The sequence below is a fragment of the Nesterenkonia sphaerica genome (assembly GCF_005771565.1).
Classification (GTDB): Bacteria; Actinomycetota; Actinomycetes; order Actinomycetales; family Micrococcaceae; genus Nesterenkonia; species Nesterenkonia sphaerica.
The window spans coordinates 86,358-110,834 of sequence record NZ_VAWA01000008.1 but is presented as its reverse complement, the minus strand read 5'-3'; the positions used below and the strand labels follow the sequence as shown (position 1 = coordinate 110,834).

17 protein-coding genes are annotated in these 24,477 nt (G+C 59.7%); 12 read left to right on the top strand and 5 right to left on the bottom strand.

What is annotated here, in order from left to right; all coding sequences use genetic code 11:
• Positions 1-1,209 precede the first annotated feature (1,209 nt).
• The 4 genes from FEF27_RS07980 to wecB (FEF27_RS07965) all read right to left on the bottom strand — a co-directional run bounded on the left by FEF27_RS07980 (position 1,210) and on the right by wecB (FEF27_RS07965) (position 6,960).
• Positions 1,210-2,529: a D-glucuronyl C5-epimerase family protein gene (locus FEF27_RS07980; RefSeq protein ID WP_208009735.1), complete on the bottom strand. Its 1,320-nt coding sequence runs from the start codon at positions 2,527-2,529 to the stop codon at positions 1,210-1,212.
• Positions 2,530-2,941: 412 nt separating this feature from the next.
• Positions 2,942-4,150, bottom strand: coding sequence for a glycosyltransferase family 4 protein (locus FEF27_RS07975; RefSeq protein ID WP_279526789.1), 1,209 nt, complete (start codon positions 4,148-4,150; stop codon positions 2,942-2,944).
• A gap of 151 nt (positions 4,151-4,301) precedes the next feature.
• On the bottom strand, positions 4,302-5,864 hold the full coding sequence (locus FEF27_RS07970; RefSeq protein WP_166429961.1) for a glycosyltransferase: 1,563 nt from the start codon (positions 5,862-5,864) through the stop codon (positions 4,302-4,304).
• Between the two features lie 22 nt (positions 5,865-5,886).
• Positions 5,887-6,960, bottom strand: a complete 1,074-nt coding sequence (gene wecB / locus FEF27_RS07965; RefSeq protein ID WP_138170323.1) for a non-hydrolyzing UDP-N-acetylglucosamine 2-epimerase — start codon at positions 6,958-6,960, stop codon at positions 5,887-5,889.
• A 124-nt stretch (positions 6,961-7,084) separates the two neighbouring features.
• Between wecB (FEF27_RS07965) and FEF27_RS07960 the strand changes: the two genes are divergently transcribed.
• From FEF27_RS07960 to FEF27_RS07905, 12 genes are all read left to right on the top strand, one after another.
• Entirely contained in the window at positions 7,085-8,374 is a 1,290-nt protein-coding gene (locus FEF27_RS07960; protein ID WP_138170322.1) for a nucleotide sugar dehydrogenase, read from the top strand.
• 23 nt (positions 8,375-8,397) lie between these two features.
• Positions 8,398-8,994: an acyltransferase gene (locus FEF27_RS07955; RefSeq protein WP_138170321.1), complete on the top strand. Its 597-nt coding sequence runs from the start codon at positions 8,398-8,400 to the stop codon at positions 8,992-8,994.
• Positions 8,991-10,082 (top strand): DegT/DnrJ/EryC1/StrS family aminotransferase, encoded by a 1,092-nt coding sequence (locus tag FEF27_RS07950; RefSeq protein WP_138170320.1) that lies wholly within the window; start codon positions 8,991-8,993, stop codon positions 10,080-10,082. Before FEF27_RS07955 ends, FEF27_RS07950 begins: the two co-directional genes overlap by 4 nt.
• The gene (locus tag FEF27_RS07945; protein ID WP_138170319.1) at positions 10,082-11,074 is read left to right on the top strand and encodes a Gfo/Idh/MocA family protein; all 993 of its coding nucleotides are present in this window, start codon (positions 10,082-10,084) and stop codon (positions 11,072-11,074) included. Before FEF27_RS07950 ends, FEF27_RS07945 begins: the two co-directional genes overlap by 1 nt.
• A 178-nt stretch (positions 11,075-11,252) precedes the next feature.
• On the top strand, positions 11,253-12,299 hold the full coding sequence (locus FEF27_RS07940; RefSeq protein WP_166429960.1) for a phosphate/phosphite/phosphonate ABC transporter substrate-binding protein: 1,047 nt from the start codon (positions 11,253-11,255) through the stop codon (positions 12,297-12,299).
• A 15-nt stretch (positions 12,300-12,314) separates the two neighbouring features.
• Positions 12,315-13,550, top strand: coding sequence for a UDP-N-acetyl-D-mannosamine dehydrogenase (gene wecC, locus FEF27_RS07935; RefSeq protein ID WP_138170317.1), 1,236 nt, complete (start codon positions 12,315-12,317; stop codon positions 13,548-13,550).
• Between the two features lie 34 nt (positions 13,551-13,584).
• On the top strand, positions 13,585-14,727 hold the full coding sequence (gene wecB / locus FEF27_RS07930; protein ID WP_138170316.1) for a non-hydrolyzing UDP-N-acetylglucosamine 2-epimerase: 1,143 nt from the start codon (positions 13,585-13,587) through the stop codon (positions 14,725-14,727).
• 64 nt (positions 14,728-14,791) lie between these two features.
• Positions 14,792-18,343, top strand: coding sequence for a glycosyltransferase family 2 protein (locus FEF27_RS07925; protein ID WP_138170315.1), 3,552 nt, complete (start codon positions 14,792-14,794; stop codon positions 18,341-18,343).
• A complete protein-coding gene (locus tag FEF27_RS07920) occupies positions 18,336-19,397 on the top strand; it encodes an ATP-grasp fold amidoligase family protein (RefSeq protein ID WP_138170314.1) in 1,062 nt (353 codons plus the stop codon). Before FEF27_RS07925 ends, FEF27_RS07920 begins: the two co-directional genes overlap by 8 nt.
• Complete coding sequence (locus FEF27_RS07915; RefSeq protein WP_166429959.1) at positions 19,394-20,440, top strand: ATP-grasp domain-containing protein; 1,047 nt, start codon at positions 19,394-19,396, stop codon at positions 20,438-20,440. The genes FEF27_RS07920 and FEF27_RS07915 overlap by 4 nt, the downstream gene beginning before the upstream one ends.
• A 21-nt stretch (positions 20,441-20,461) precedes the next feature.
• Positions 20,462-22,966, top strand: coding sequence for a glycosyltransferase family 2 protein (locus FEF27_RS07910; protein WP_138170312.1), 2,505 nt, complete (start codon positions 20,462-20,464; stop codon positions 22,964-22,966).
• Entirely contained in the window at positions 22,963-23,361 is a 399-nt protein-coding gene (locus FEF27_RS07905; RefSeq protein ID WP_138170311.1) for a hypothetical protein, read from the top strand. Before FEF27_RS07910 ends, FEF27_RS07905 begins: the two co-directional genes overlap by 4 nt.
• Here FEF27_RS07905 and FEF27_RS07900 read toward each other — a convergent pair.
• The gene (locus FEF27_RS07900; protein ID WP_138170310.1) at positions 23,358-24,449 is read right to left on the bottom strand and encodes a hypothetical protein; all 1,092 of its coding nucleotides are present in this window, start codon (positions 24,447-24,449) and stop codon (positions 23,358-23,360) included. The genes FEF27_RS07905 and FEF27_RS07900 overlap by 4 nt on opposite strands.
• Between the last annotated feature and the right edge of the window lie 28 nt (positions 24,450-24,477).

Here is a 24,477-nt window from a genome sequence, read left to right as displayed (position 1 = left end):
ATGTGGCCGAACGTACGGATGACAAACTTGGTTTTACTAACTGGCGCGGGGAGAGCGGACCTGTCTGGTCTGCTGGCTCCAGGTACACTGCGGGTACTGCAACTGTAGGGAAGTTTGGCAGCACGACGATTTGTCTGCAAGCTGTCGCAGACAGCATCACTATCGAGCGCCCCAGCGCGACCACGGCGATCATCCGGGCAGCCCGTGCGGGGGGCCGGAGATGGTCTTCGCCAGAGTCATCGTTAGTCCCTGGGCACCGAAACTACCTGCCTGATGTTCTGTCCCAGCTGAGTGCTTCGTTCGCTGTGCTCCTACGGGGGCTCCCCGAGCCCCTCGACCTGACCTCATTGTCTGCTGGAAGGTTGTCCCTCAATAAGCAGTTTGCCCCTCACCTAATCCATACAGGCAAGATCGCTCACGCCTTGGTATGTGCCGCCGAGGCGCTCGAATGCGCAGGCGTGCAGGCGGTCGACCCCGAGATTACTCCCGGAGAGCTGGTGACAGTTGCGGAAAAGGCCCTGCTGTTCCACGACCCAGAAATCCGCACACGCGCAGGTCAGCCGTGGTATGTTACACCCCCAGATTTTCCCGGACGGAGGCTCGGCCTCGACCTTCCGCACAATCATGTCGTTGACGCCGCATCGGCGTTCATGACATTGGGACACCGGCGGAGTGATCCGGGTTTTCTAAGTTTTGGGATTTCGCTTACTCGGAGGTTCCTTAGAGAAATCGAAGCATACGATTCGGGTTCGCTGCCGCACCCATGGTACTACTATCCGGTCGACAGCGAAGTATTCTCTGGAGTGGTGAGGGAAAAACCAGTATCCGAACGCAGAGTTGCGGCTGTTCCCCGGGCGGAGGATAGCTCGCACGCTACTACGCGCGTGCGTGCCCTTTCGGAATGGAAGCACATCGGCGACAAATTGATCCCCGATGCCGTTCTGAGTTCGGTCGCTTTGTCTTTCCGTCGCCACTTCATGCTTAGAATTAAGAGCGCCGCCACTCTGCGGTGGCTTCCAGGAGACGGGATAAATGCCCCCCGGCTTGGACGCACGGACACCTATTCCGGAGCTTGGGCGACACTGGCTCCGTGGGATCCGAGCATCAAGCGACGCATAAATGCAATGGCGTACCGCCATCCTCCTACGGCTGCTTTCGGCGCTACGGTTCTCTCTGCTGCAGAGATTCTAGCTTTGAATGTGGGCCTCCCTACTTATGCAACGTCGCGTCGAACCGGTCAAGGGTGATTCGCTCATCCTGATACTCCGAGATGGCTCGCCACTTTTTGGGGAACCTCTCCCACCGGTCACGGTAGTACCGCAACAGGTCGCTATCGGTCTCGTCGACGATCTTTGAGAGCGTATCGACATGAATCCAGTGGTACTGGTTGAACTGACGACCCGCGATTGCCTTGCCAAAGTTCGTCGGGTACGCGATGAGCTCCGCTTCGACCCAGGGTACGGGTACCTCAATAAAATTAGTTCCCTGATGTACCTCAAAGGTACCTAAGTCGTTTTCAAACTTGGGAACTACCAGGCTTGTCATCGGGTCGTAAGTATTATCCCCAATAGATGCTCTTACTGATCCATTTTCCGCTGCTTCAACTGCAAACAAAACAGTGTTGGGCTTTGGGAAAGTTCGTCGGCTTAGTTCGACTGTGAAGGACTGTTTCTGTCCTATTTTGATGCGCCGCGGACCCTTCGGAAGCGCAGCCCCACCCGGATCCAGATCGGAGTTAGCGTCGAACGTTCCTGCGCCAGGTATGTCCACCTGAACGGACTTAACGGTCAATTCGGTGCTCTCGGGCTGCAGACGGACCGCTGCTGGCCCCTTCAATTTGTATCGGGAAGTAGCGTACTCAGGGACGTCGTAAATCGGGACGAGTGCCTCCAGCCCGCGCACTGAGCGGTCGAAAAGGTTCCAAGCTTGCTCATCGTTGTTAGCTTTTGCGTAATCACGGAGGATGCAGGTGGCGGTCGTCCACCCGTTAAGCGTGCAATCTGGGGCGAGTGAAGGATATTCCTCGATGATGAGACCACCGTTATCGGCGGCCCCCGCGACGCCGCCTTCCCCAACGGGCACCTCCAGGCTCGACAGGATGCCCGAGAGTGGCCCCTGGAACCTTTCCGTACCCGGCAAGGCCAAGAGCTTGTTAAAAACATCGACGTAACGGGCCTGAGTCAGTCCGCTGTACCAGGAGCCCTTCTTCCGGGACACTTTCGTCTTCTCCTGGCTGTAGATGAACGCCAGACCTTCACCCACGGATGTCATGTGTGCCAAGGCAGCATCGGCCACCTTGCAGGCAGCGTCCAGGTAGGCCTGCTTTTTGGTCATCCGAAACTGGTGCACGTAATCTGCGATCACATACGGCCCGTAAAGTGGGTGAGCAAAGAGCTCGTCTTGAGTCCTTCGACCCGGATAACCGTCTGGAAGAAACTCGATTCTGTAATAGGCCCACACGGCCCGGCGCGATGATTGCAGTGGGGGGAAGCCGACTTCCGCTTCATTAGTGATGTATTCTGAGTTCACGCTCGTCACGTCCTATACTCCATCTTTCTTTGAGTGTGTCGTCTAGACCCATTATCGACCGAGATCTCGACTTTTTCTTAGTCGTTCCGCGAGTTTTATCCACAAGCTATTGGCCCTCTAGCGGTACATACACCGTAGCCGCATGCCCAAATCGATAATGCGGTAGCTTTGGCGGCATCGCGAAAGCCAACCTCCTCCGCAATACAATTCGTTAAGGACGGTTCCCGATCGAATCTTCCGTCAGGATAGCCGCGCCCTGCGCGCGATACCGTGAAGATGCGTTTCTTGGGCACTTTCCTGACTCAACAATTTCTGCTCAGATTGGAGTGGTACGGCGCGCTGTTTTCTGGCGCCGATGAGTGCTTACGAGTCCATAGCCAAGCCGAAATCGAGTTGTTTGTTGACATTTGCGTCAGGCCCCTCGAAAAATTCTGGTCAAACGATGTTGCAGCCGTTCGAGAATCGAGCGCTGTTTGGCTGAAGATTTTTCTACCAGCTCGGTGTGGAGCCTTATCAGGCATTCTTCATAATTCTGCCAACTTTCCGCTGCGCTGAAGGTGTCACAGTGACGCCGCATTCGCTGGAGATCGACATCAGAGAGAGCATTTACAGCCATCGCAATATCACGGGGCACGAGAGCGCGGTTGACCGTCACGCCAATGTCATATTTTTCAATCGTTTTCTTCATCTCAAGCATATCGCTTGCCAAAATCGGCACCCCGGCAGCTGGGTATTCCCAGAGCTTGTTCGGAGAACAATAGAGGTGGTTCAGTCCAGTGTTCTCGTAGGGAATTGCGCCGAGAGCTGCTCCCGCCGTCCAATTAAGGAGCTCATTATGTGGTGCGCTGGGCACCATTGCCACACGGTGGCGGCCATCGGGTCGATCAGATGGAGCATCGACGTGTTCGCGGATGTTGTCCGCGAGCTTGCCCCACCCCATGAAGACTAACGTCCACTTTTCGTCGAGCCACCTCGAAGCGTCCAACAACGCAGGTATTCCACGATGGGGGGAGTATCCGCCTTGGAAAAGCAGAATCTTCTGGTCTCTAACTAGGCCTGCCGTGTCGTGCAACCGGCCATCATAATGTGCTCTCGCGGCCGCCTCAACGGCGTTTGGAAGTAGCTTTGCAGGGGGAAGCTCCGGATACTTGTTCCGGTAGAAGTCGGCGATACTCTGATTGAGCGTAATGAAGCCATCGGCATAGGGAACGTTCTCCCTGATGATGCGGGAGTTCACAGCGGCTCGGACCTCTTCGATGCTTGCGAGGTCTTCGTATATCTCGTGAGCATCCCAAATAATCGGGCAATCGAAGGCTTCTTTGTACTTCGCGGCCGCGGAAAATGCCACATGATCGTGGATGTGAACAACATCCGGCTCAAAGGTGGATTTGACACATTGGAAGACTGTTTCCCCCTGGATACGGAATGACGTCCAGATTGCGCTCTCGCGGCCCTTGGGTAAACCCTCATGCTCCATGCGCGCCTTGGCGCCAGAAAGATCTCTATGCTGAAGGTGAACCGGGACACCGTTAGATAGTCTGAAGTCTTGCGTCTTTTCGGCGGACAGCCCGAAGAGGCGAACATCATGTCCCCGGGCCTTGAGTGATGCCGCGCCCTTCAGGACTCGTGCATCGTGCTCGACAGCGTTGTGAACTACGGCAGCGATACGGATGACGCTGTTCCCTCCTGGTCCGGGGCCTGGTCGTAGCGGCTACCCGAGGGAACCGCTGCGACCATCCTACTTCTGTCACGCCGAGAGACCCACTATGGGGTTATGTGTCAGCTGAGTGGACACCACCGGTGCTCGCGCTCGAATCGTGGAAAGCTGCGGTGGCGAAGCTGCCCGCGAGTCGCTCAGCCTCTGAGATAAGGATCAGTTTTTCATTCTCCCAGGTGTTGCGCTGGCCGAAGCTCACTGCCGCGCTCCTGTACGTCGCGTACTTGTCCCGGCCAAGGACGTCGGTGATAGTCTGCGCTAGTTCCCTCGGATTAAAGGGATCGTAAACTGCTGCGCAACCGGCCTCTTCTGCAATACGACGCAGCTCCGGCAGATCTGAGGCGACGAATGGAATGCCGGCGCCGGTGTATTCGAAGACCTTGTTGGGCAGTGCCATAGCATTATTTGCTGACACAGGCTGGTAGGGAATAACCCCAAGGGTGGCTGCCGCAGTGTACGCAGGCAACTCATGGGGTAGCACCGCCGGGATGAAGTGCACGCGGTCTTCGACACCAAGCTCAGAGACTTGGCGCTCGAGAGACTCGCGTTCTCGACCGCTCCCCACCAGCACCGTGTGTATCCCCACGGGAAACTCTGATGTGGCGGCGACTAGCACTTCGAGGCCGCGCCCCTCGGCAAGGCCGCCTTGGTAAAGAACAATTGAAGCCTCGGGTGGGATGCCTAGCATGTCGTGGAGGTCCATGGGGTTTTCCAGGACCGACTGGGGAACTGCAGCTCCGCAATTCCTGAGCACGGTACCTTGTACGCTATAACGCTGCTGGTACACATCCCGAATTGTCCGATTGACGACGACGACGCTATCAGCGCGTCGCATGAACCATGACTCGATGGGCCGTAGAAGACATTTCTCGTACGTTTTGAAGGAGGTGCTCTCGAGGTAGAGTTCGTGGCAGTCGTGCAGATGCGGACGGTGCAGGTGCCGTGCGGCCACATTGGCGCCCACAAGACCTGGGAGGTCCGAGCTGACCACGAGATCGGGTGCCAATCCACGGATGTATTTAGCCGATAACAGCCAGAACTCGAGGAATCGGTTGACCCGGTGAAGTGGGCGCACCACCGCGCGTATTCGTTGATTGCGATACTTCCGAAAGGTACGAGCCTGGCGTACCCCCCACTTTTGAGCGCGATTCCGTTGACGTCGAAGAGCACGCCTCCAGCGTGAGGTTTCCTGTGAGGTGCGTTTGAGGCGACCGCCTGTGTCGTCAGGCAGTTCTGAGCGGACCGGCCGAGGGGCTCCCTGCACGGGGGCTGATCCCTTGTAAGCCGTCGTCTTCGAAGCGTCCCAGCGAGCTTGCCGTTTCTGATTCTGTGCAGAAACCCAACTGTTGTATCTCACGGCCAAGGACTGTGGGTCGAGGAAATGTACCGAAAGATTCGGATGCTGCAGGCCGACCAGGAAGTCATCCCGGGGCGTGGAATTGACGATGACGACCTCAGCCCCGAGTTCGAGAAACGTCATGATGTTTCTGCGTATGCGTCCGCGAATCTGCGGTTTCATCGCAACTACAACGATGCGCTTCGTCTTGGGCCATCCAGTAGCTGTTTCCATATCGACCATTACCGACTTTCGTTTTGCCGGAGCGGGCAGGCAGCGCATGAGGCATGCCCACCTTTGACTTTCACCTTTCCGATGGAAAACCACTTTCACGAAGTAGAGCTGCCACCACGTTTTGGGCTGCATGTCCTGTGCCGTACGGGGCCGCGTCGGTGGCAGTAGGAGCCGGGCGGCTCACCGCAGTAGCTAATTCGCTGAGATCTTCGGATACTAATACGTTCCACCCCAGATCGACGGTCTCCACCCACTCAGTTTCCGGTCGCACTGTTGTGCAGGGGACTCGTAAGAGAAACGCTTCCTTCTGCAACCCTCCAGAGTCTGTCACTACGCCAGCGGAGTTCTCCACCGCATGGACCAACTGCGGATAAGCAAGAGGGGCGGCAGGCTCTAAGGCCCCCGCATCCAATTCCAAGCCGTGTTTATGGGCCAAGGAACGAAGGCGGGGATGAGCTAACAATAGGACAGGTTTATCCAGCTGAGCCAGCTCGGTAAGGATGGCGGAGAGCCGCTCAGGGTCGTCGGTGTTGTCCGGGCGGTGGATTGTACTGAGGTAGTAGCCTCCTGGCTCCAGCCAGTCAGGGAGTCCTGCTCGGCCGTTGGTGGATTCCCGAGTTAGGAACAGAACGTCTGTCATCACGTCACCGACTAAGACGCTGCGCTCAGACAACCCCTCGCTAGCGAGATGACTCATAGCTCCTTCGGTCGGAGCCAAGAGTAGGTCAGAGGCGTGATCAGTGAGCACTCTGTTGTGTTCTTCCGGCATTCGCCGGTTGAACGAGCGGAGACCAGCCTCGAGGTGTGCAACCGGAATATGCATTTTTACTGCGGCGAGCGCCGCCGCGAGCGTCGAGTTCGTGTCGCCGTACACGAGCACACAGTCCGGAGACGCTTGCTCAAAGACTTCTTCAAGCCCGGCAAGCATTGCCCCCGTCTGCCGACCGTGAGACCCCGACCCCACACCGAGATGAAAGTCTGGCGCCGGAATCCCCAAATCCTGGAAGAACACATCTGACATTACCTCGTCATAATGCTGTCCCGTGTGAGCGATGAGATGTTCCGCGTGGCCACGCATTGCTGAAGCGATGGGAGCCAATTTCACAAACTGTGGTCTGGCACCGACCACACTGATAATACGCATGGCGTCAGCCTATCGGACCATCATCGGGCGTCGAGAAGCATAGTTGACTGGCACCGGTATGCTTGGCTACTGGTTCCGCAGAGCCTGTTTAACACATCCCAAGAGAAGTGAAGGTCGTTCACCAGTGAAGATTGCCGTCATTGCGCTCGGAAAGATCGGACTCCCGCTTGCTGTCCAGTTCGCATCCAAGGGCCATCAAGTGGTGGGCGTGGACGTCAACACCCAGGTAGTGGAATCGGTCAACAATGCAGTGGAGCCCTTCCCCGGAGAAGCCCACCTCCAACAGAAGTTATCCCAGCTGGTCCCGGCAGGTCACCTTCGAGCCACAACAAGCTACGCGGAGGCAGTACCCGAAGCTGACGCAGTGGTCCTGGTCGTCCCGCTGTTCGTCGATTCCGAGGCCAAGCCTGACTTCGGATGGATGGACGGAGCCACTACTGAGCTTGCGAAACACCTTACGCCTGGGACGCTTGTGTCCTACGAGACGACCCTCCCTGTCGGGACAACCAGAGGCAGATGGAAGCCGATGCTTGAAGACGGTTCCGGACTGGTAGAAGGCCGGGACTTTCACTTGGTTTTTTCCCCTGAGCGAGTTCTCACCGGACGGGTCTTCGAAGATCTCCGCAAATACCCCAAGCTCGTCGGCGGACTCACCGAGACCGGAGCCCAACTTGGGGTTGATTTTTACCAGTCCGTGCTCGATTTTGATGATCGACCTGACCTGGCACGCGGAAATGGCGTATGGGACCTGGGATCAGCAGAAGCCTCTGAACTGGCCAAACTCGCAGAGACCACATACCGTGACGTGAATATTGGGCTGGCCAACCAGTTCGCAAAATTCGCTGCAGAAGCGGGCATCGATGTCTACCAGGTGATCGAGGCTTCCAACTCACAGCCGTACAGCCACATCCACCAACCCGGCATCGCTGTGGGGGGACACTGTATCCCCGTCTATCCCCGGCTGTACCTGTGGAATGACCCCTCAGCGACGGTGGTGCGAGCGGCTCGTGAGGCTAACGCCGGCATGCCGGACTACACCGTAGGTGTGCTAGAAGGGGCGTATGGAGACCTGACTGGTGCGGTAGTGGTGGTCCTGGGGGCGGCCTACCGCGGCCAGGTCAAGGAGACTGCCTTCTCAGGTGTGTTTGCGACCGTCGAAGCGCTGAAGCAGCGAGGAGCAACGGTTCAGGTGCACGACCCCTTGTACACAGATGAAGAACTCGCCGCCCTCGGGTTTGACGCTTACCACCAGGGCCAGCCCGTCGATGCCGCTGTGGTGCAGGCCGACCATCCTGAGTATGGCTCTCTCACTCCGGCCAAATTGCCTGGAGTGAGAGCATTTATTGACGGTCGCCGTGTGAGCAGCGCCGAGAAGTGGCCGGGTGTCATCTACCGGGTCATCGGTAAAGCCTGAGGTACCAGCGAGCAGGAGGCCCCATGACATACATTGCAGCCAGCGCCGACGTCTCTGAACGTGCCCGCCTAGGGGAGGGCACCAAAGTATGGCACCTAGCCCAGGTGCGTGAGGGGGCGCAGCTCGGAACCGACTGCATTGTGGGCAGGGGCGCCTACATCGGCGCCGGCGTCACGATGGGGGAGAACTCTAAGGTTCAGAATTACGCGCTAGTGTACGAACCGGCTGCGCTCGGCAGAGGGGTCTTTATTGGCCCCGCCGTGGTGCTGACCAACGACACTTACCCTCGCTCCATTTCGCCCGATGGCACACTGAAGAGCGGACGCGATTGGACGCCCGTCGGGGTCACCGTCGAGAAGGGTGCTTCCATCGGTGCGCGCGCTGTTTGTGTCGCCCCGGTGACGATTGGAGAGTGGGCCACGGTCGCGGCAGGCGCGGTGGTGACAAAGGATGTGCCGGCCTATGCGCTCGTCGCCGGTGTGCCGGCCCGCCAGCATGGGTGGGTGGGTAAGTCCGGGCACCCGTTGTATGAAGAGGGCGGCGTGTGGCATTGTCCAGCGACCGGTGAAAGGTACAGTGAGCACGACGGCACGTTGGCTCCGACAGAGGGACAGTCATGAGCAAAACATTCATCCCGGCAGCCAAGCCGATCATAGGCGAGGGGGAGCGTGCCGCTGTCGACGCGGTGCTGGCCTCTGGCCGATTAGCTCAAGGTGCCGAAGTCGCTGAATTCGAAAAGGAGTTCTCCGACGTCCTGCTCGACGGCCGTGCCGCAGTCGCGGTGAACTCCGGGACATCGGGACTTCACCTAGGGCTGCTGGCCGCCGGCGTGGGGGCAGGGGATGAGGTGATTGTGCCATCCTTTACCTTCGCTGCCACGGCCAACTCCGTCGCGCTGACAGGCGCCACCCCCGTCTTTGCCGACATCGAGTTAGATCATTACTGCATGGACGTCGACCACGTCCAAACGCTAATCACGGAGAGAACCAAAGGCATCATGCCGGTGCACCTATACGGTCACCCCGCGAACATGGAGGCTTTCCGGAATTTGGCCAACAGCCGAGGGATCAACCTCTTCGAAGACGCGGCCCAAGCTCATGGAGCCTCTATCCATGGAAGAAACGTGGGCACCTTCGGTGACTTTGGAATGTTCTCCCTCTACCCAACCAAGAACATGACCTCAGGTGAAGGCGGAATGGTCTCCACAGGAGACCCTGCCGTAGAGCGCAACCTTCGCCTACTGCGCAACCAGGGTATGGAGCGTCAGTACGAAAATGAGATTGTGGGATTCAACGCCCGCATGACTGACCTACATGCCGCAATTGGGCGAGTGCAATTAACCAAAATAAAGAATTGGACCAAGCAGCGCCAGGCCAACGCCGCCTACCTCTCCGCCAATATTGAAGGAGTCAAGACTCCCGAGGTTGCCTCAGGTGCGGAACATGTATACCACCAGTACACCATTCGCATCCCGGAGGACCGCGACGGATTCGCCGCCGCACTGAAGTCCGAACACGAGGTTGGCAGCGGCGCTTACTACCCCATTCCGAATCACCGCCTTCCATCCTTTCAACGCCCCGAGGACTTGCCTCACACGGAACAAGCTGCTCGCGAGGTGCTCTCACTACCAGTGCACCCCTCACTGAGTAGTGCAGACCTTGAACGGATCGTGACGGCTGTCAACACGCTGTCGGAAGCCGGTGCCTGATGGGACTGCTGCGTGTCGGTGTCATTGGGCTTGGCATGATGGGGAGGCACCACACGCGCGTGGTGCGTGAACTTGATGGCGTGGAATTGGTCGCAGTGGCGGACGCCTACGGTGATCCACACGGCGCGGCGGGCAACCTGCCGCTGTGCCGGAGCGCCGATGAACTCATTGAGCATGGCATCGACATGGCTGTTTGTGCTGTCCCTACGGGCCTCCACGAAGAGGTTGGACTCGCTCTGGCGCGAGCCGGCGTCCACACTATGGTCGAAAAGCCTATCGCCGCCACTTTGGAAGGCGGTGAAAAGCTGGCTGAGGCCTTCGAATCGGCCGGTCTCGTCGGCGCGGTAGGGCATATCGAGCGGTTCAACCCCGCGCTGCAGTCGGTACGGGCGCGCGTCGGAAATGGAGACCTTGGTGATGTCTATCAAATCACCACGCGCAGACAGGGTCCCTTCCCTGCTCGCGTGGCCGACGTCGGAGTTGTCAAAGACCTGGGAACTCACGATATCGACCTCACGGCCTGGCTCGCGCAATCGCACTACATATCAGTATCCGCACAGACCAGCACGCGTTCGGGGCGTGCGCACGAGGACATGGTCACCGCTTCATGCCAACTATCAAACGGTGTGATCACCTCCCATTTGGTGAACTGGTTATCGCCCATGAAGGAAAGGCTCACTGTGGTTACGGGGGAGAAGGGGGCGTTCGTGGCAGATACGCTGACCGCCGACCTCACGTTCTACGAAAATGGCACCATCGACACGGAATGGGAGGCGATCTCAAATTTTCGTGGTGTGAGTGAAGGCAATGTCACTCGATTCGCGATGACGAAACGCGAACCGTTGAAGGTGGAACACGAGGCGTTCCGTGACGCGGTGCTTGGCAAACGCAATGACGCGGTGAGCATGCGGGAAGGGTTGAACACCTTACGCGTAGCTGAGGCCATGATTGAATCGGCGTCGGTCGGCCAGGTGCAGATATTAAGCCGTTGACAGGTCCCCCTCCTGAGGAGTGCGTGAGGATTACTAAGCGATTGCCGTCGGGTTGTGACCCGGTTGAGATGCACTTAGAGTTTCCAGCAGGTCGGCTACGGCGCCAGAAACCTTCAGCGCGCGACCACCCCATACCGAACCACCAAGATAAAGGACGCTAAACCCAAGGATGTTCAGCATGCGTATGAAATCGATGACAGCTCTTGGACTGGCGAGCCTATTCATGCTCCTCCTCGGCGCTTGCGCCGAAGGTGACGGCGGGGGTGGCGGAAATGAAGCGCAGGACCAAACGGAAGAGCCCAGTGGTGACTCTGCCGCCGAGGCGAATATCACGTCGGTGGACACCCTGGTGATGGGCCTTGTCGCTTCCGAAAGTGAGCAGGAGTCCGATGGGGCGGAGGAGCGCCTTGCCGAGGAGCTGTCCGACGAGCTGGGAGGCGTTCCTGTTGAGATCGAAGAGTTTGAGACTCACAACAGCGCACTGCGCGCTGTGGATGCCGGTGACGCTCACTTACTGATGACGACCGCTCTCCGGATCGCTGAGGCGGAAGAGGGAGCTGGCGCAGCGGCTATCCTTCAATCCGTCCGAAATGGTGAGTCTGTACATGTGGCTCAATGGTTCACAAATGATCCCCACACTTACTGCGAAGAGCGGCCCGTCGCGGATGAGGCTGGATACTTGTTCTGCAATGGGATCTACGACGAGGAGACTGGTCAGCGAGCCGAGTATGGTCCGGTAGGTGCAGAAGCACTCGAAAACATACCCGACGGCAGCTCGGTGACATATGTGGATGAGGGTTTGGCCGCCACTTATTTCTTTCCCCAGACTCAGATTGACGCACTTGGCACGGAGGTCGACGCTCGATTCGCCGGTGACCAGGCTCAATCAGTGCTCGACGTCTACCATGGTGAGGTCGCGGTGGGCACTTCCGGCATCGACGCTCGCCGGCAAGTCGTGGAGGACACTCCTGACGTCGGCGAGGAAGTTGTCGTCTTTGCTTGGGCAGGACCGATCCCCAATCCCGGAATCATCGCTTCTGACGTTCTCAGCGAGGAGGAGCACCAGGTAATCACCGAGGCCCTCCTCGCGATCGCTGGAGACGAAGACCTGGGCGAAGGTGATCCGCTCTATGACGTCTACGGCATCCACGGACTCACGGAACCGAACGAAGAGTCACTGGAGTTCGCCCGGGAGGTTTACGAAAACTTTGGTGATCGCCCCTAGTCAGGAGTTAACACATTGACCAGGGACTTCAAGCGGGTAGCAGTGGTGGGACTGGGCTACATCGGTCTTCCAACAGCTGCGATTCTGGCTGACCACGGCGTACGCACCTTTGGGGTCGACGTATCGCAATCCGTAGTCAATTCAGTCAACCGCGGAGAAGTGCCTTTTGTGGAGCCCGGCCTCCGCGAGGTCCTCAAACGTGCGGTCGAGGCGGGGAAGCTTTCCGCTACTAACGAGACACCTTCGGCGGATGCGTTTATCGTGGCAGTCCCGACGCCGTTTACAAAAAATCGGAAAGCGGATCTGACCTATATTGACGCTGCTGCCAAGAGTGTCGCTCCCAAGCTACAGGGTGGGGAGCTCGTCATTCTGGAGTCCACCTCCCCTCCCGGAACCACCGAGCGGCTTCGGGACGTCCTCCTCGCTGAACGCCCAGACCTGTCGGCGGAGGATGTACACGTTGCACATTGCCCCGAACGTGTCCTGCCGGGGAAGATTATGCATGAAATGCTCACCAACGACCGGATTATTGGCGGTATCAGTCCGAAGGCAGCGGTGGCAGCCAGGGAACTGTACCGCAGTTTCTGCTCGGGTGAACTGCTGCTGACGAACGCGCGAACGGCTGAACTGGCAAAGCTGACCGAGAACAGTTTCCGAGACGTGAACATTGCCTTCGCTAACGAACTCTCACTGATTTGTGACAAGCTCGAAGTCGACCCATGGGAGCTCATTGAGCTGGCCAATCACCACCCCCGCGTCAACATCCTCCAACCGGGACCAGGAGTAGGTGGTCATTGCATCGCCGTTGATCCATGGTTCATTGTTGAGGCCGCCCCGGAAGAGTCGCGGCTGATCAGGACGGCACGGGAGACGAACGATGCGAAGCCAGAATGGGTTCTGGGAAGAATTGAGCAAGCGATCGAGGACCACGACGGCGACGCGACTGTTGGGCTCTTTGGTCTGACCTTTAAACCCAATATTGATGACCTTCGTGAGTCCCCAGCTCTCCACATACTGGAAAGCCTCGCTCAACGTCACCCGACGACTCAGATCTTGGCCGTCGAGCCTCACATTGAGGCGTTGCCAGCCGCACTTGCGGCGAAACGTAACGTCACGCTCACCCCCACGGAGGACGCCCTCAGCACCGCCCATATTGGAGTATTGCTGGTGGATCACGATGTCTTCAAAACCGTGACAAGGACGCAACTCGGAGGTACAAAGGTGATCGACACGCGCGGAATCTGGCAATGAACTATTCCTCGTACTCGGGTTCGAGGAGCCATCAATGAAAAACATCATGGCGGTCTATGGCACCCGTCCCGAGGCCATCAAGATGGCCCCCATCATCAAAGCTTTAGCAGCCGCGCCGTCCCTGGAAGTAACGGCGACGGTCACTGGTCAGCATCGGGAAATGCTAGATCAGGTCAACGCGCTCTTCGGCATCACACCCGACTACGACCTGAATGTCATTCAGCCGCACCAGTCCCTTAACGGCGTGCTCACCCGCACAGTAAATGGTTTGGACAAGCTCTTCGACACGGCTCGCACCGACGCAGTTATCGTCCAAGGAGACACCACGAGCACCGCTGCAGGTGCTCTTGCGGCATTCAACCGCGGCATACCCGTCATTCACACTGAAGCTGGCCTCCGCTCCTTTGACCTGACCTCGCCGTTCCCGGAGGAGGCTAATCGAAAGGTCACATCTCAGCTTGCCTCACTTCACCTCACTCCTACCGTGCAGGCCAAAGATAACCTCCTGCGCGAGGGCATCGCAGAGGAAATCATTACGGTCACGGGCAATACGGTGATTGACGCCCTGCTTGAAGTGGTGAATAAGCCGGTTACCTTTACCGACTCGCGCTTGGAAGGCGCCGCAGATTCGCACCGAGACATCCTGCTGGTGACGACCCATCGTCGGGAAAATCAGGGAACGGCAATGCAGGGGGTCGGACGCGCCCTGGCCCGTCTCGCCATGCACTACCCGGAGGCATGGATCATCCTCCCTGCCCACCGTAATCCGGTAGTGCGCGAGACGATCCTGCCCGCCTTGGACGGGTGCGCGAATGTGATTGTGACGGAGCCTCTGTCATATGGGGAGTTCACCCGACTGATGAATCTAGCGAAAGTCGTCCTGACAGACTCGGGTGGAGTCCAGGAAGAAGCTCCTTCTCTCGGGAAACCGGTACTGGTGATGCGAAGCAACACTGAACGGCCTGAGGCGGTCGGGGCGGGAACTGTGCGGTTGATCGGCACCGAGGAGGAACGCGTCGTCCGTGAGGTCTCGCACCTCTTCGACTGTCCGCGGGCATACGCATCTATGGCTCATGCAGTGAACCCCTACGGCGACGGCCACGCAGCGGCCCGCACTTCGGCCGCTGTCGAAGAGTTTTTTGGGGTAGGACGGCGGCTCGCCGAGTTTGCTCCGTGATCCTGTTAGTCTGCCTGTGGTGAACTCAGCCCCCTCGTGGGCAGGTAGGGGACAACTGCGCACAATGATCCTGCATACAACGAAGCTGGACTCAAAGACCGTGACCGGTTGGTGCTTCGAACCGTCCGACGCGCAGGTCCACCCTACGATCGAGCTCCTCGTTGACGGACAATTGCTCGCCAAGACACGTGCCGACGTGCCTCTGTGCGAGATCCATCAGGACACCACCAGCGATCGCCACATTGGATTCTCGTTCGAACTTCCCGCCACTCTGCGAGATGGTAGTCCGCACCACATAGAAATTCGCGAAGCTGGCAGGTCTGTCAAACTGGCCAAGGTCATTGACTATGCAGACTCACGCATTGCCCCAGAACAAGGCCTATTCGGCGAATACCGTGGTTTCGACCGGGGGACGCTATTGGGGTGGGCTTGCCGCAACGGGGAAACGGTTTCGCCGGTGGTCAGGATCGACGGTGAGGTGATCCCAACGCACGCGATGCTGGATACTCCCAACGCACTGCGTGCACGCCACGGATTCAGCGCGCTGGTGCCTCCAAAGTTCTACGACGGCAAAAAGCATCGAGTCGAGCTGCGCCTCTTGTCGGAAGAGGGTCAGGAACACCTGCTCGGTGATGATGTCATAGCTCCCAGCTCGGCTATGCGAAAACTTCAGCGGTGGCGGCAGACGCCGCGCTACAAGGAGGCGACTATCGTCGACTCATTGCGCATCACCGGCGATGAAGTCAGCCTCACCGTGGTGGGGGAGGCCACGAATAAGCGAGCGGTTCTCCGATTGGGACATCGAAGGCTCGTTCTCGAGCGGGTATCCCCGCCGCCTGCAGACGGGAGGAGGCCACCTGCCGCAGGCCAGTACACGGCACGGCTGCCAGAGGGTGCCAATCTTCTCACGGAATATGCACAGTTCACCCCTGCGCTCGCGCTGCAACGCACCTTTGATGTCCGAATGGGCGACGAAACCGGCCGCCGACCCAGTTATCTTCCCACCCAATTGGTCCCAACTGACGCTCCTGCGCCAACTCATCGGCACCAGCTGCCATCGGTGTTGAGACACTGGGCAAGTGAGCTGCGCGAGGGTGGGGCAGCGCGTCTGACCTGGTTCTCGGCGTTGGCTCGCGAAACCCAATCACGCGAAGCCCGCGATGTTCTCGCACTTGCGGTATCCGACGGTAAGCACAATTACCACTCGCTGATCCAACTCTTGCAGCAGGCACGCCCTCAAGGCGCGGGATCGGACGCAGACCTCGGGCCCGGCTCTGACTTGTGGCTGCCCGGTCTGTGCAACCTTGCGCAAGTCGTCTACAGCCAGCGGTTGGAGGACAAAGACTTCAACGACGCATACTCCCTCTATGACTATGCCGAACGAACTTTCGGCATGACTTCGTTCCCCAAGGGTGCCGACCGGTCCTATTACGCAGACCTTCTCACCCAGAGGGGTTACACCACGAAAGCCATTGAAGTGTTGTCCTACCTGGACGCCAAGGCGGATCGAGCTTATTCGCAACAGTTTCTGAAGCTCAACGCGTGGAACCCCCATACGATTGGCAATTCCGAGGCACTATCCTCCATCTGGTTCTCCGCCCTCAATGAGCTTTTCCGCGCCGAAGGGTTCAGCGGACTATCTCCCAAAGCCCACCCAGTACCGGATTTCTATACCCTCGCGGGTAAGTCGGCGGCTCACGCGGCAGGCTCACGGCTGCCGTTGGTCACGGTCATTATGCCGATCTATGAACCGAACGCAGCTACAGATGTCGCTATTCGCTCCCTGCTTGAGCAGACGTGGAAGAACCTAGAAATTATCATCATTGACGACGCATCGCCCGCTGTGGACGAGTCAGGGAAGCCCACTCGGTTCCGGGAGCAGTTGCGGAGGTGGGCCGATCACGATCAGCGCATCAGGCTGGTACTTTGCGAGGAGAACCGCGGAGCGTACTCCGTGCGGAATGATGCCTTCCGAATGGCCAAAGGGGAGTTCGTCACCGTCGCGGACAAAGATGACTGGCACCACCCGCAGCGCATCGAATACCAGGCACGCGACCTCATGACGCACCCAGGAAAGCATGCCAATATCGTCAACTGGGCCCGAGTGGATGAGCAGATGAGGTTTCAGATTCGCTGGGGGCCAGACCGGGTGGTGCATCCCAGTTTTGCGTGCATCATGTTCCGACGAGAGGTCGTGCTCGACCGGCTTGGAGTGTGGGACGCCGTACGAAAATCCGCTGACAACGAATACCGACAGCGCTTTGAGCTTGTCTTCGGAGAGAAGCTCACTCCCCGGGTCCGTGTGCCCCTGGCGTTTTCGCTACTCGGAGACGGGAACCTCACCAGCTCAGACTTTGGGCTCGGCTACCGCCACCCGGATCGAGAGGTGTACCAATGGGCGTACTCTCGGTGGCATCAGCAGATTCAAAATGGTCAGACTCCGCGTCTGGAGGGACCCGCACGGGAATTCTATGCACCTCCCGCGTTCCGTCCCGACCGGGCCGACCAGTGCGTAGCCCACTACGACGTCGTCTTCATTTCCGAATTTGGCCTCCTGGGCGGTGCTGCCTTAGCTGCGCAGGCAGAGATCGCCGCTGCTGCGGCGGCAGGGCTGAAAGTCGCCATCATGCCGCTGCGGGGCGTTCAGAGCCCGACGGCAGCGAAGCGGCGCCTGGCTCCCGAAATCGAACAGCTCTGGTTGGATGGCGCCGCGGAGTGGATCACGTGGAATACCGAGGCGACCGCCGATCTGGCTGTGCTTTGCTGGCCTGCCCTGATGGGTCTCAAGCCCGCCGCACCCCTGGGGCTCAAGGCAGATGGGGTCACAATCGTCGCCAATCAGCTTCCTACGGGAACAAGGTCACAAGCACAGAATTTCGATGTTCAGCAGGTGGACCTCGCTGCAGAGCAGGTTTTCGGAGTCGCTCCCGAGTGGGCGGCCCAAAGCCCCGCAGTGGAGGAGGCGATCCGCGCCTGGGTCAGTCCGGAGCGGATACTCGAGGAAGTGTGGACCATGCCCTCTTCGGCTCCACCCAGCGGCAAGGAGCACCCGTCCCCCGGTTCCGGCCGTGCTGTGATAGGTCGGATCCTGGACGAGGACGAGCAGAACTGGCCGGCGCCGGAGGTGATCTGTGATGCCTACCCAGCTGACGAAGAAATTGAAGTGTTGCTGGTGAGCAAGGTGAGACTGCTCCAGAAGCGGGGGGTCATCTCACCGCAGGGGACTCCCCGGAACTGGACGGTCCTCCCGGCCGAGCTTCAGACCTACGACGAATACCTCGGCTCCCTGGATTTCTTAGTGCACTACGGAGCTGAACCCTGGGACCCGCACACAGAGGGCACAGTGGTCCGGGCGATGGAACGGGGAGTGGTGTGCCTGCTGCATCCGGCGCTGAAACCGGTCTACGGTGCCGGCGCGCTCTACGCCGCCCCGGGAGAGATCCGCGATACCCTGCAACGGGTCTGGCGCGATCCCGAAGCCATGAATCACCAGCGTGTGCAGGGAAGAGAATTCTTAGCCATGCACCGGGACCGGGGCCAGTACGTGGAGCGGCTCAGGACCGCGAGGCGCAGTGACAGCGAGTCGGACGGGCAGGTGAGGGGACGCCATGGTTGAAAAGATGACGCCTGAAGACGTAGCCGCGCTGCTGAAGAGCACCGACAAAGTGGTCAGTACGGAGATTGAGCGTGCCCTGCACCCGAACCGCTTGCGCAAGGGCGGCAAAGCGCACCTGGACTCGCTCGCTGACCTCCTGGAGAACGTCTCACCCCATCAAGTCGATCATCAGAATCTCAAGATTCTGCGGAAAAAGGGTCTCAATCCTGGGCGAACCCATTCGTTCTATCACCGGCTGTGCGTATCAGCGCTCCGGGGCGACACGAAGGGGCTCTTGCCTCACTGGAAGCTCAATGAGATTCCCCATGCCTACCGCTTCATCGATGCGCTGGGAGTCCGCCGGCCGGCAAGCCCGCTTAATCAAGTGAAGTTCGCAGATCTGACCCCCACACCGCCGTGCGTCGTCAAACCATGGCGCGGTACCAGCGCCCGCGGGTGTTACCTCGTCTACGATTTCGGGCACATCGTCCATGTGAAAGACAACCAGACGTTCAGTGATTGGTCCGAAGTCAGCCGCCACGCCCGGCACCTCATGCATCCGGATAGGAAATCATGGAGACTCAGAGATTCCTGGACGCTCGAAGAGCTCATTCTCGAGAATGAATCTCCCCAAGTCGCGGCACGGGACTATAAGTTCTATGCCTTCTACGGACGGGTCGAGCTGGTCCAGGAAATTCAGCGTGCACCACAACGCAAAATGAGCTACTCGACCAAAAACTCCAGCGGTTTCGCCGCGCGCTCCGCGGAATCAAGCGACCTTTATGACGGGGGAGTGGTGGCCCCCGCTGACATTGAATTGGCCGAACGGATCAGCTCCGCTGTGCCTGCCCCTTACATGCGCATCGACATGTTGGGGTCCGCGGATGGACTGGTCTTCGGGGAATTTACGCCCTTCCCCGGAAACTCCTCTGACTTCCTCCGAGAATGGGACCAGCGACTGGGACAAGCGTGGCACGATGCCGAGGTGCGTCTCATGCACGATCTCGTGGGGGGCAAGGACTTCTCCGAATTCCGGGAAGCCGTTTCGCCGAGGTCCAAGGAAGGAGGTGCTTGATCACCAACGCAGCGATTCCGGACCTGCTGTGGGAAGACATGGAAACAGCAATCCGACTATGGGTTCCGGAGTGGACACACTTCAACCGCTTTTCCCGATGGCCGGGCCACAAAGCGGACGTTGCCGACTCCGCAGCAGCATTGGGTCTCACGGTCGAGCGCGAAGGACGTTTGATGACGATCCTCCGAAACGGGGCCCCCTGCGGAATGCTCAATGGCATGACGCCTTCGCTGGCCTCATCGCCCGCTACCGCAGCAGTTCGGAACAAGGACCTGACCAAACGCCTCCTCTCTCGAGCCGCCGAAACGCCGGTGCCGGCCGGACGAACCTTCCGAGCAGACCGGTTCAGCGAGGCGCAAGCCTATGTCGCCAAGGCGCCCCAGAGCAGTTGGGTGGTGAAGCCTGCCAGCGGCAGACAGGGCGCCGGAATCAGCGTGGGCGTCTCACAAACAGGGCTTGAGTGGGCATGGGGACGGGCGACAGCCGCAGCGCCGGCGACCAGCAAGGCGGAGGTGCTCGTCGAGGAGTTCATTCCCGGCGTCGATCTTCGTGCCTACGTGGTTAATGACGCGGCTGTCGCCGTCGCGGTGCGCCTTCCGCCCTTTGTCGTCGGGGATGGCATGAGCTCGTTGGAGGCACTCATTGCGTTTCTCAAAGAGTCCAGAGAGGTCCATGCCTACTTGCGGACCAAGCAGATCCAAATCGACTCCACAGTCCTGCAGAGCCAATCCATGGGAGGGGAAAGTATTCCGGCGAAAGATCAAATCATCTTCCTCAACGCCACAGCCAATCTCTCTGCTGGCGGAGTCAGCGTGGATGTCACAGAGGAGGTGTCCCCCCTCGTCAAGGATATGGCAGTAGCCGCTGTGGCCACCTTTCCCGGACTCCGTGCAGCAGGGGTGGACCTGATTTCCCAGGACCCGAGGACGGGGAAGGGGGCTCGGATCATCGAACTCAATACTGCACCCAACTCCGTAGTCCACCAGTATCCCGCCTTCGGCCACCCCAGGAATGTGACGCATGCGCTTGTTAGCGCTTTCTGACACCTGCGAGCCGGAGTGCTTATGAGCTCTTTGACTGCCGAGAACGAGGCGCTCCTGCGAGCCCGCCTGATGAGGCTGTACCTGGACAACGCCATGACAGTCGACTTTGCCCTCGAGCGCACCGCGCTGCGCAGTGAATCAGTGCAGATGCGTGAGCTTCTGGCTTTCGCCGCCAGCCACGGCACACTCGATTTCGATCAGCTCAGCACCAAGCTGCTCGGCGGCGGGGTCACGGGGATCTCTTTAAACGCGCCGGCGCTGGGGCGGCTCGCGTATGTGACGGCACTGCAAGACCTGAGACCGGATGACACTGCTATTGCCTGCAAGGCTCTTGAAATAGCGCTCGCTTCCGGCGCGGGAAATGAAGCCCCCCGGCTGGAAAAGCTACTGGCCGAGCTGTACTTCGAACAGGGGATGTATACCGAACTCGACCAACTGCTCAGTCAGCGCCCAAGCGTGCGCCGCCCCTTCCATTCCTATCTCAGTGTGGATGCCCGGAACCCCTACGTCCGTCCCGGCCTGAGGACCGCAGCCTGGAAACGTTGGCTGCGCGAGTTCAATTGGCAGTTCACTCGGCGAGACCTGCGCCCGGTTACCTTACGGGACGGTGATGACGTGCCGTTCAACCGACTCACCGCAGCGCCTGAACTCGCCCCCCAGCCCCAAGGGCCCCTGGTGAGCGTTATTATGACGTGCTTCAAACCCCTACGGGAGGATGCGGTGCAAGCGGCGCGGTCCATCCTCGACCAAACTTGGGCCCGTCTAGAGCTGCTCGTGGTCGACGACGCCTCTCCGGCTGGCTACGCTCCGGTACTGGAGGAAATCGCGGAGCTGGATCGACGCGTGCGCGTGATCCGCCTGGAAACCAACAGTGGCACCTATGCTGCTCGCAATGTTGGCATCGCCTATGCCAGGGGCGAGTTCCTCACCGGCCAGGACTCGGATGACTGGTCTCACCCGCAACGCCTCCAGACCCAGGTCAATGACCTTCTCCGCAATCCCCGACGTCCGGCAAACCAGGTGTACACCGTCAATATGACCGAAGATCTGGTTCGCATCCGGCGCGGCTACAGTCCGTTCATCCCCTCAGCGCCGACACTGATGGTGCGTGCCTCCATCATGCGTGAACTCGGCGGGTACATCCCCGCCCGCAAAGCCGCTGACAATGAAATGCGGGACCGTATCTCCGCCTACACCGGTCACGCGGTGTACGCGATCCCGGAGCCGCTGATCTTCATGCGTATCCAGCCCGATTCACTGTCTCGGGCAGACTTCCGGGCAGGGTGGCAACACCCCGCCCGGCGGGCCTTCTGGAGCAGCTACCGCACATGGCACTCCGCAGCCAGCAAGCCCCAACTGAGGCAAACGGCCGAGAAACCACATCCGATCTATGTGCCGCCACGGTTCACCGCAGCTCCAGGTTCCGTCCTGGAAGCCAGGCCCCTAGACGTCGTATTCGCCGCTGATTGGTGTGAGCACGGCGAGACCCAAGCTGCCGCACTGGCGGAGATCCGAGACCTCGTCGATCACGGCTGCCGGGTGGGGGTGATGCACCTGGAAAACGCGATCCACCTCTCCCGCTATGCGCGGACCTACACCCAGCCGGTCCAAGCACTTATCTCCGCAGGCGAAGTGACGCATGTGATGGCAGACGAGCCGTTCCACAACGTCACACTGATGCTTGTGTGCGCGCCGGAGCTGGTGCAGTTCTTACCGTCGCGAGCTGTGAGTTTCACAGTCAAGCACTCTGCGGTGGTAGCCGGAAAACCCCCGGTAGACGGCTGCGATTTCACCGTCCGTTATCTGCCGGCCCTCTGCTCAGCTCAGGCGCGAGAGTTCTTCGGCGTCAGGCCGAGGTGGATCCCCGGCGACCCCACCACCCGCGCGCAGCTGAACCAGCTGCTGAGCCCGGGCGAGCTCACCACGCAGGACTACACCGCCAGCTTCGACCCCGACCTATGGCCGGGCCCGCGCCGGCGCCCGAATATGGGGCCGGTCATCGGCCGGTGGGCCGGGGAGACCGCCTGGCAATGGCCAGGCACCACCGATGACTTTGCGCGCATCTGGCCCACTGACGGGTCCGCTGATGTGCGGTTCTACGGGGACACCGCCACCCTACTGAACCTGATGGGGCAAGAGAAGCTCCCCGCAGCGTGGCTGAGCTTCCAACCCGGTGACATTGACCGGCGTACGTACTACAGGTCGCTGGACTTTTTTGTGCACTACCCGCAGCCACGGGCCGGGGTCCAGTGCGAACTGCCGGTGCTGGAGGCACTCGCATCAGGGTGTGTGGCGGTGCTCCCGCCCTGGCTGGAGCCTGTCTATGGAACCGCGGCCGTCTACGCTGAAGCCGGTGCGGTGCAGCAGACGCTGACGGGCTACTCCCGAAGCCCTGAGGCCTTTCGGCGGCAGTCCCACCGCGGGGTAGAATTCGCCACGTTATGCCGCAGCAGGGGCTTTCGTGATCTGATCGATGCCGTCGTCGCTGGCGGCCACGTCATCACAGAGGAGGAAAAACTGCCGTGAAAGGTTTGTCCGTTCGACAGCTGGGGCTGCTGTCACTCATCGCACTGGGACTGCTTGTTTCATTGATCGCGATACTGCTGGGCGCCTGGGCGCTGGCAGCGGCGTCGGCAGTGGTGAGCTTTGGGGTGTTCGTGGTCCTGGTGGTCTTTACGCTGGCGGCAATGACCCGTTCCGCACGGCGCATGAGCGAGCTGGTGCGCAGCATGGGCCCCCAGCTTCGTGAGACCACAGCGGGGATCCGGCGGGTGGACCAGCGCACCGAGGAGCGGTTCCGGACCTTGGACTCTGTTGAAGGCCGCCTCGAGGCCGCCGAACGACGGATGCTGGCTGCGTTTGAAAATCACCGGCAGCACGTGGAGGACCTCATCGGACGGAACACCCCGCCAACTGCCTAGGCGCTGATCCGCTCCATGATGCTGCGGTGCGGCAACTGCGAATTTCCGAACGCCGGATACCGGAATTCACGCAGGTCGGCCGCCGGTTCCACCCCGCACACCACAGCACCAGTGCCGTCTGACACTGAGGGGGTGAGAATGTCCACCGCGGAAGCACCGAGTCCAGGGAAGGCCCAGACCGCGCTGACAGCCAACTCGCCCAGATCTTGCGGAAGCTGGCCGGGGAATTCGAAGCTCCAGCCAAGACCGAGCTGACCGCTGCGGTCATAGGTCAGCAATTCGATCTTGCCTTCACCTAATACGCTCTCAGCATCCAGTCCCCGAAGTGCCAATAATTCGGCATGGCCAGAGATGTTCACCCGGTCCAAGAACGAGCAGGAGGTCCGTGCCTCCAGCTCCCTCTGGGCCAACTCGTCGAGGGTCTGCTCCCCGTCACCCACCACGTACAGCGGGACCCGAGCTACGGCCGCCACGACCGATTCGCCCACCACGAAGATTCGCAACGGGATCCATGGAAGAAAAGGCTCCACCTCTATTTGCTGGCGGGCCGATGACAGCCCGGCGCACGCCTCGGCAGCGCGTTCCCACGCCTGGGCCAGCTCATTCACTGTGGTGAGATTGGCGGTGGCGCCCCAACGACTCAGGGGTGAGGAGGGGCGCACACTCACCGGCTGGTCCACCGTCTGCATGAACGCAGCAGCTGCGTTTCCCTGGGAGATGTGGAACGTCCTGGCTGCCAGGTGCGGGACTTCTGAGAGCCGCAGATGCAACCGTGCCGTTTCCCTAGACTGCGCAGCCCGCAGCGCCTGGTGACTGACTAATGTCGAGACGCCATCGCTGACGCCACCCACCTGAGTGCCCGAACGCGTCAGTGTGAAGGTGCTGGTGTGCGTGCTCCCAATCTTTTGCGGGCGGAGTTTTTGCCCCCGGGCAGCATCAACCAAGAGCTTGGTGTGGCTCTTGAGCTGGCCCCAGGAGTTCATCTCACGACGCCGAGGCTGGATCTTTTCGATGATGAACCGCTCCCACGGGGACTCGAGCGAGGCCTGCGCCCCAAACGATTCAGTGTCCGCACGGCGTATTTTCATAGTGGCTACCCTAATGCGCCCGAGCCGA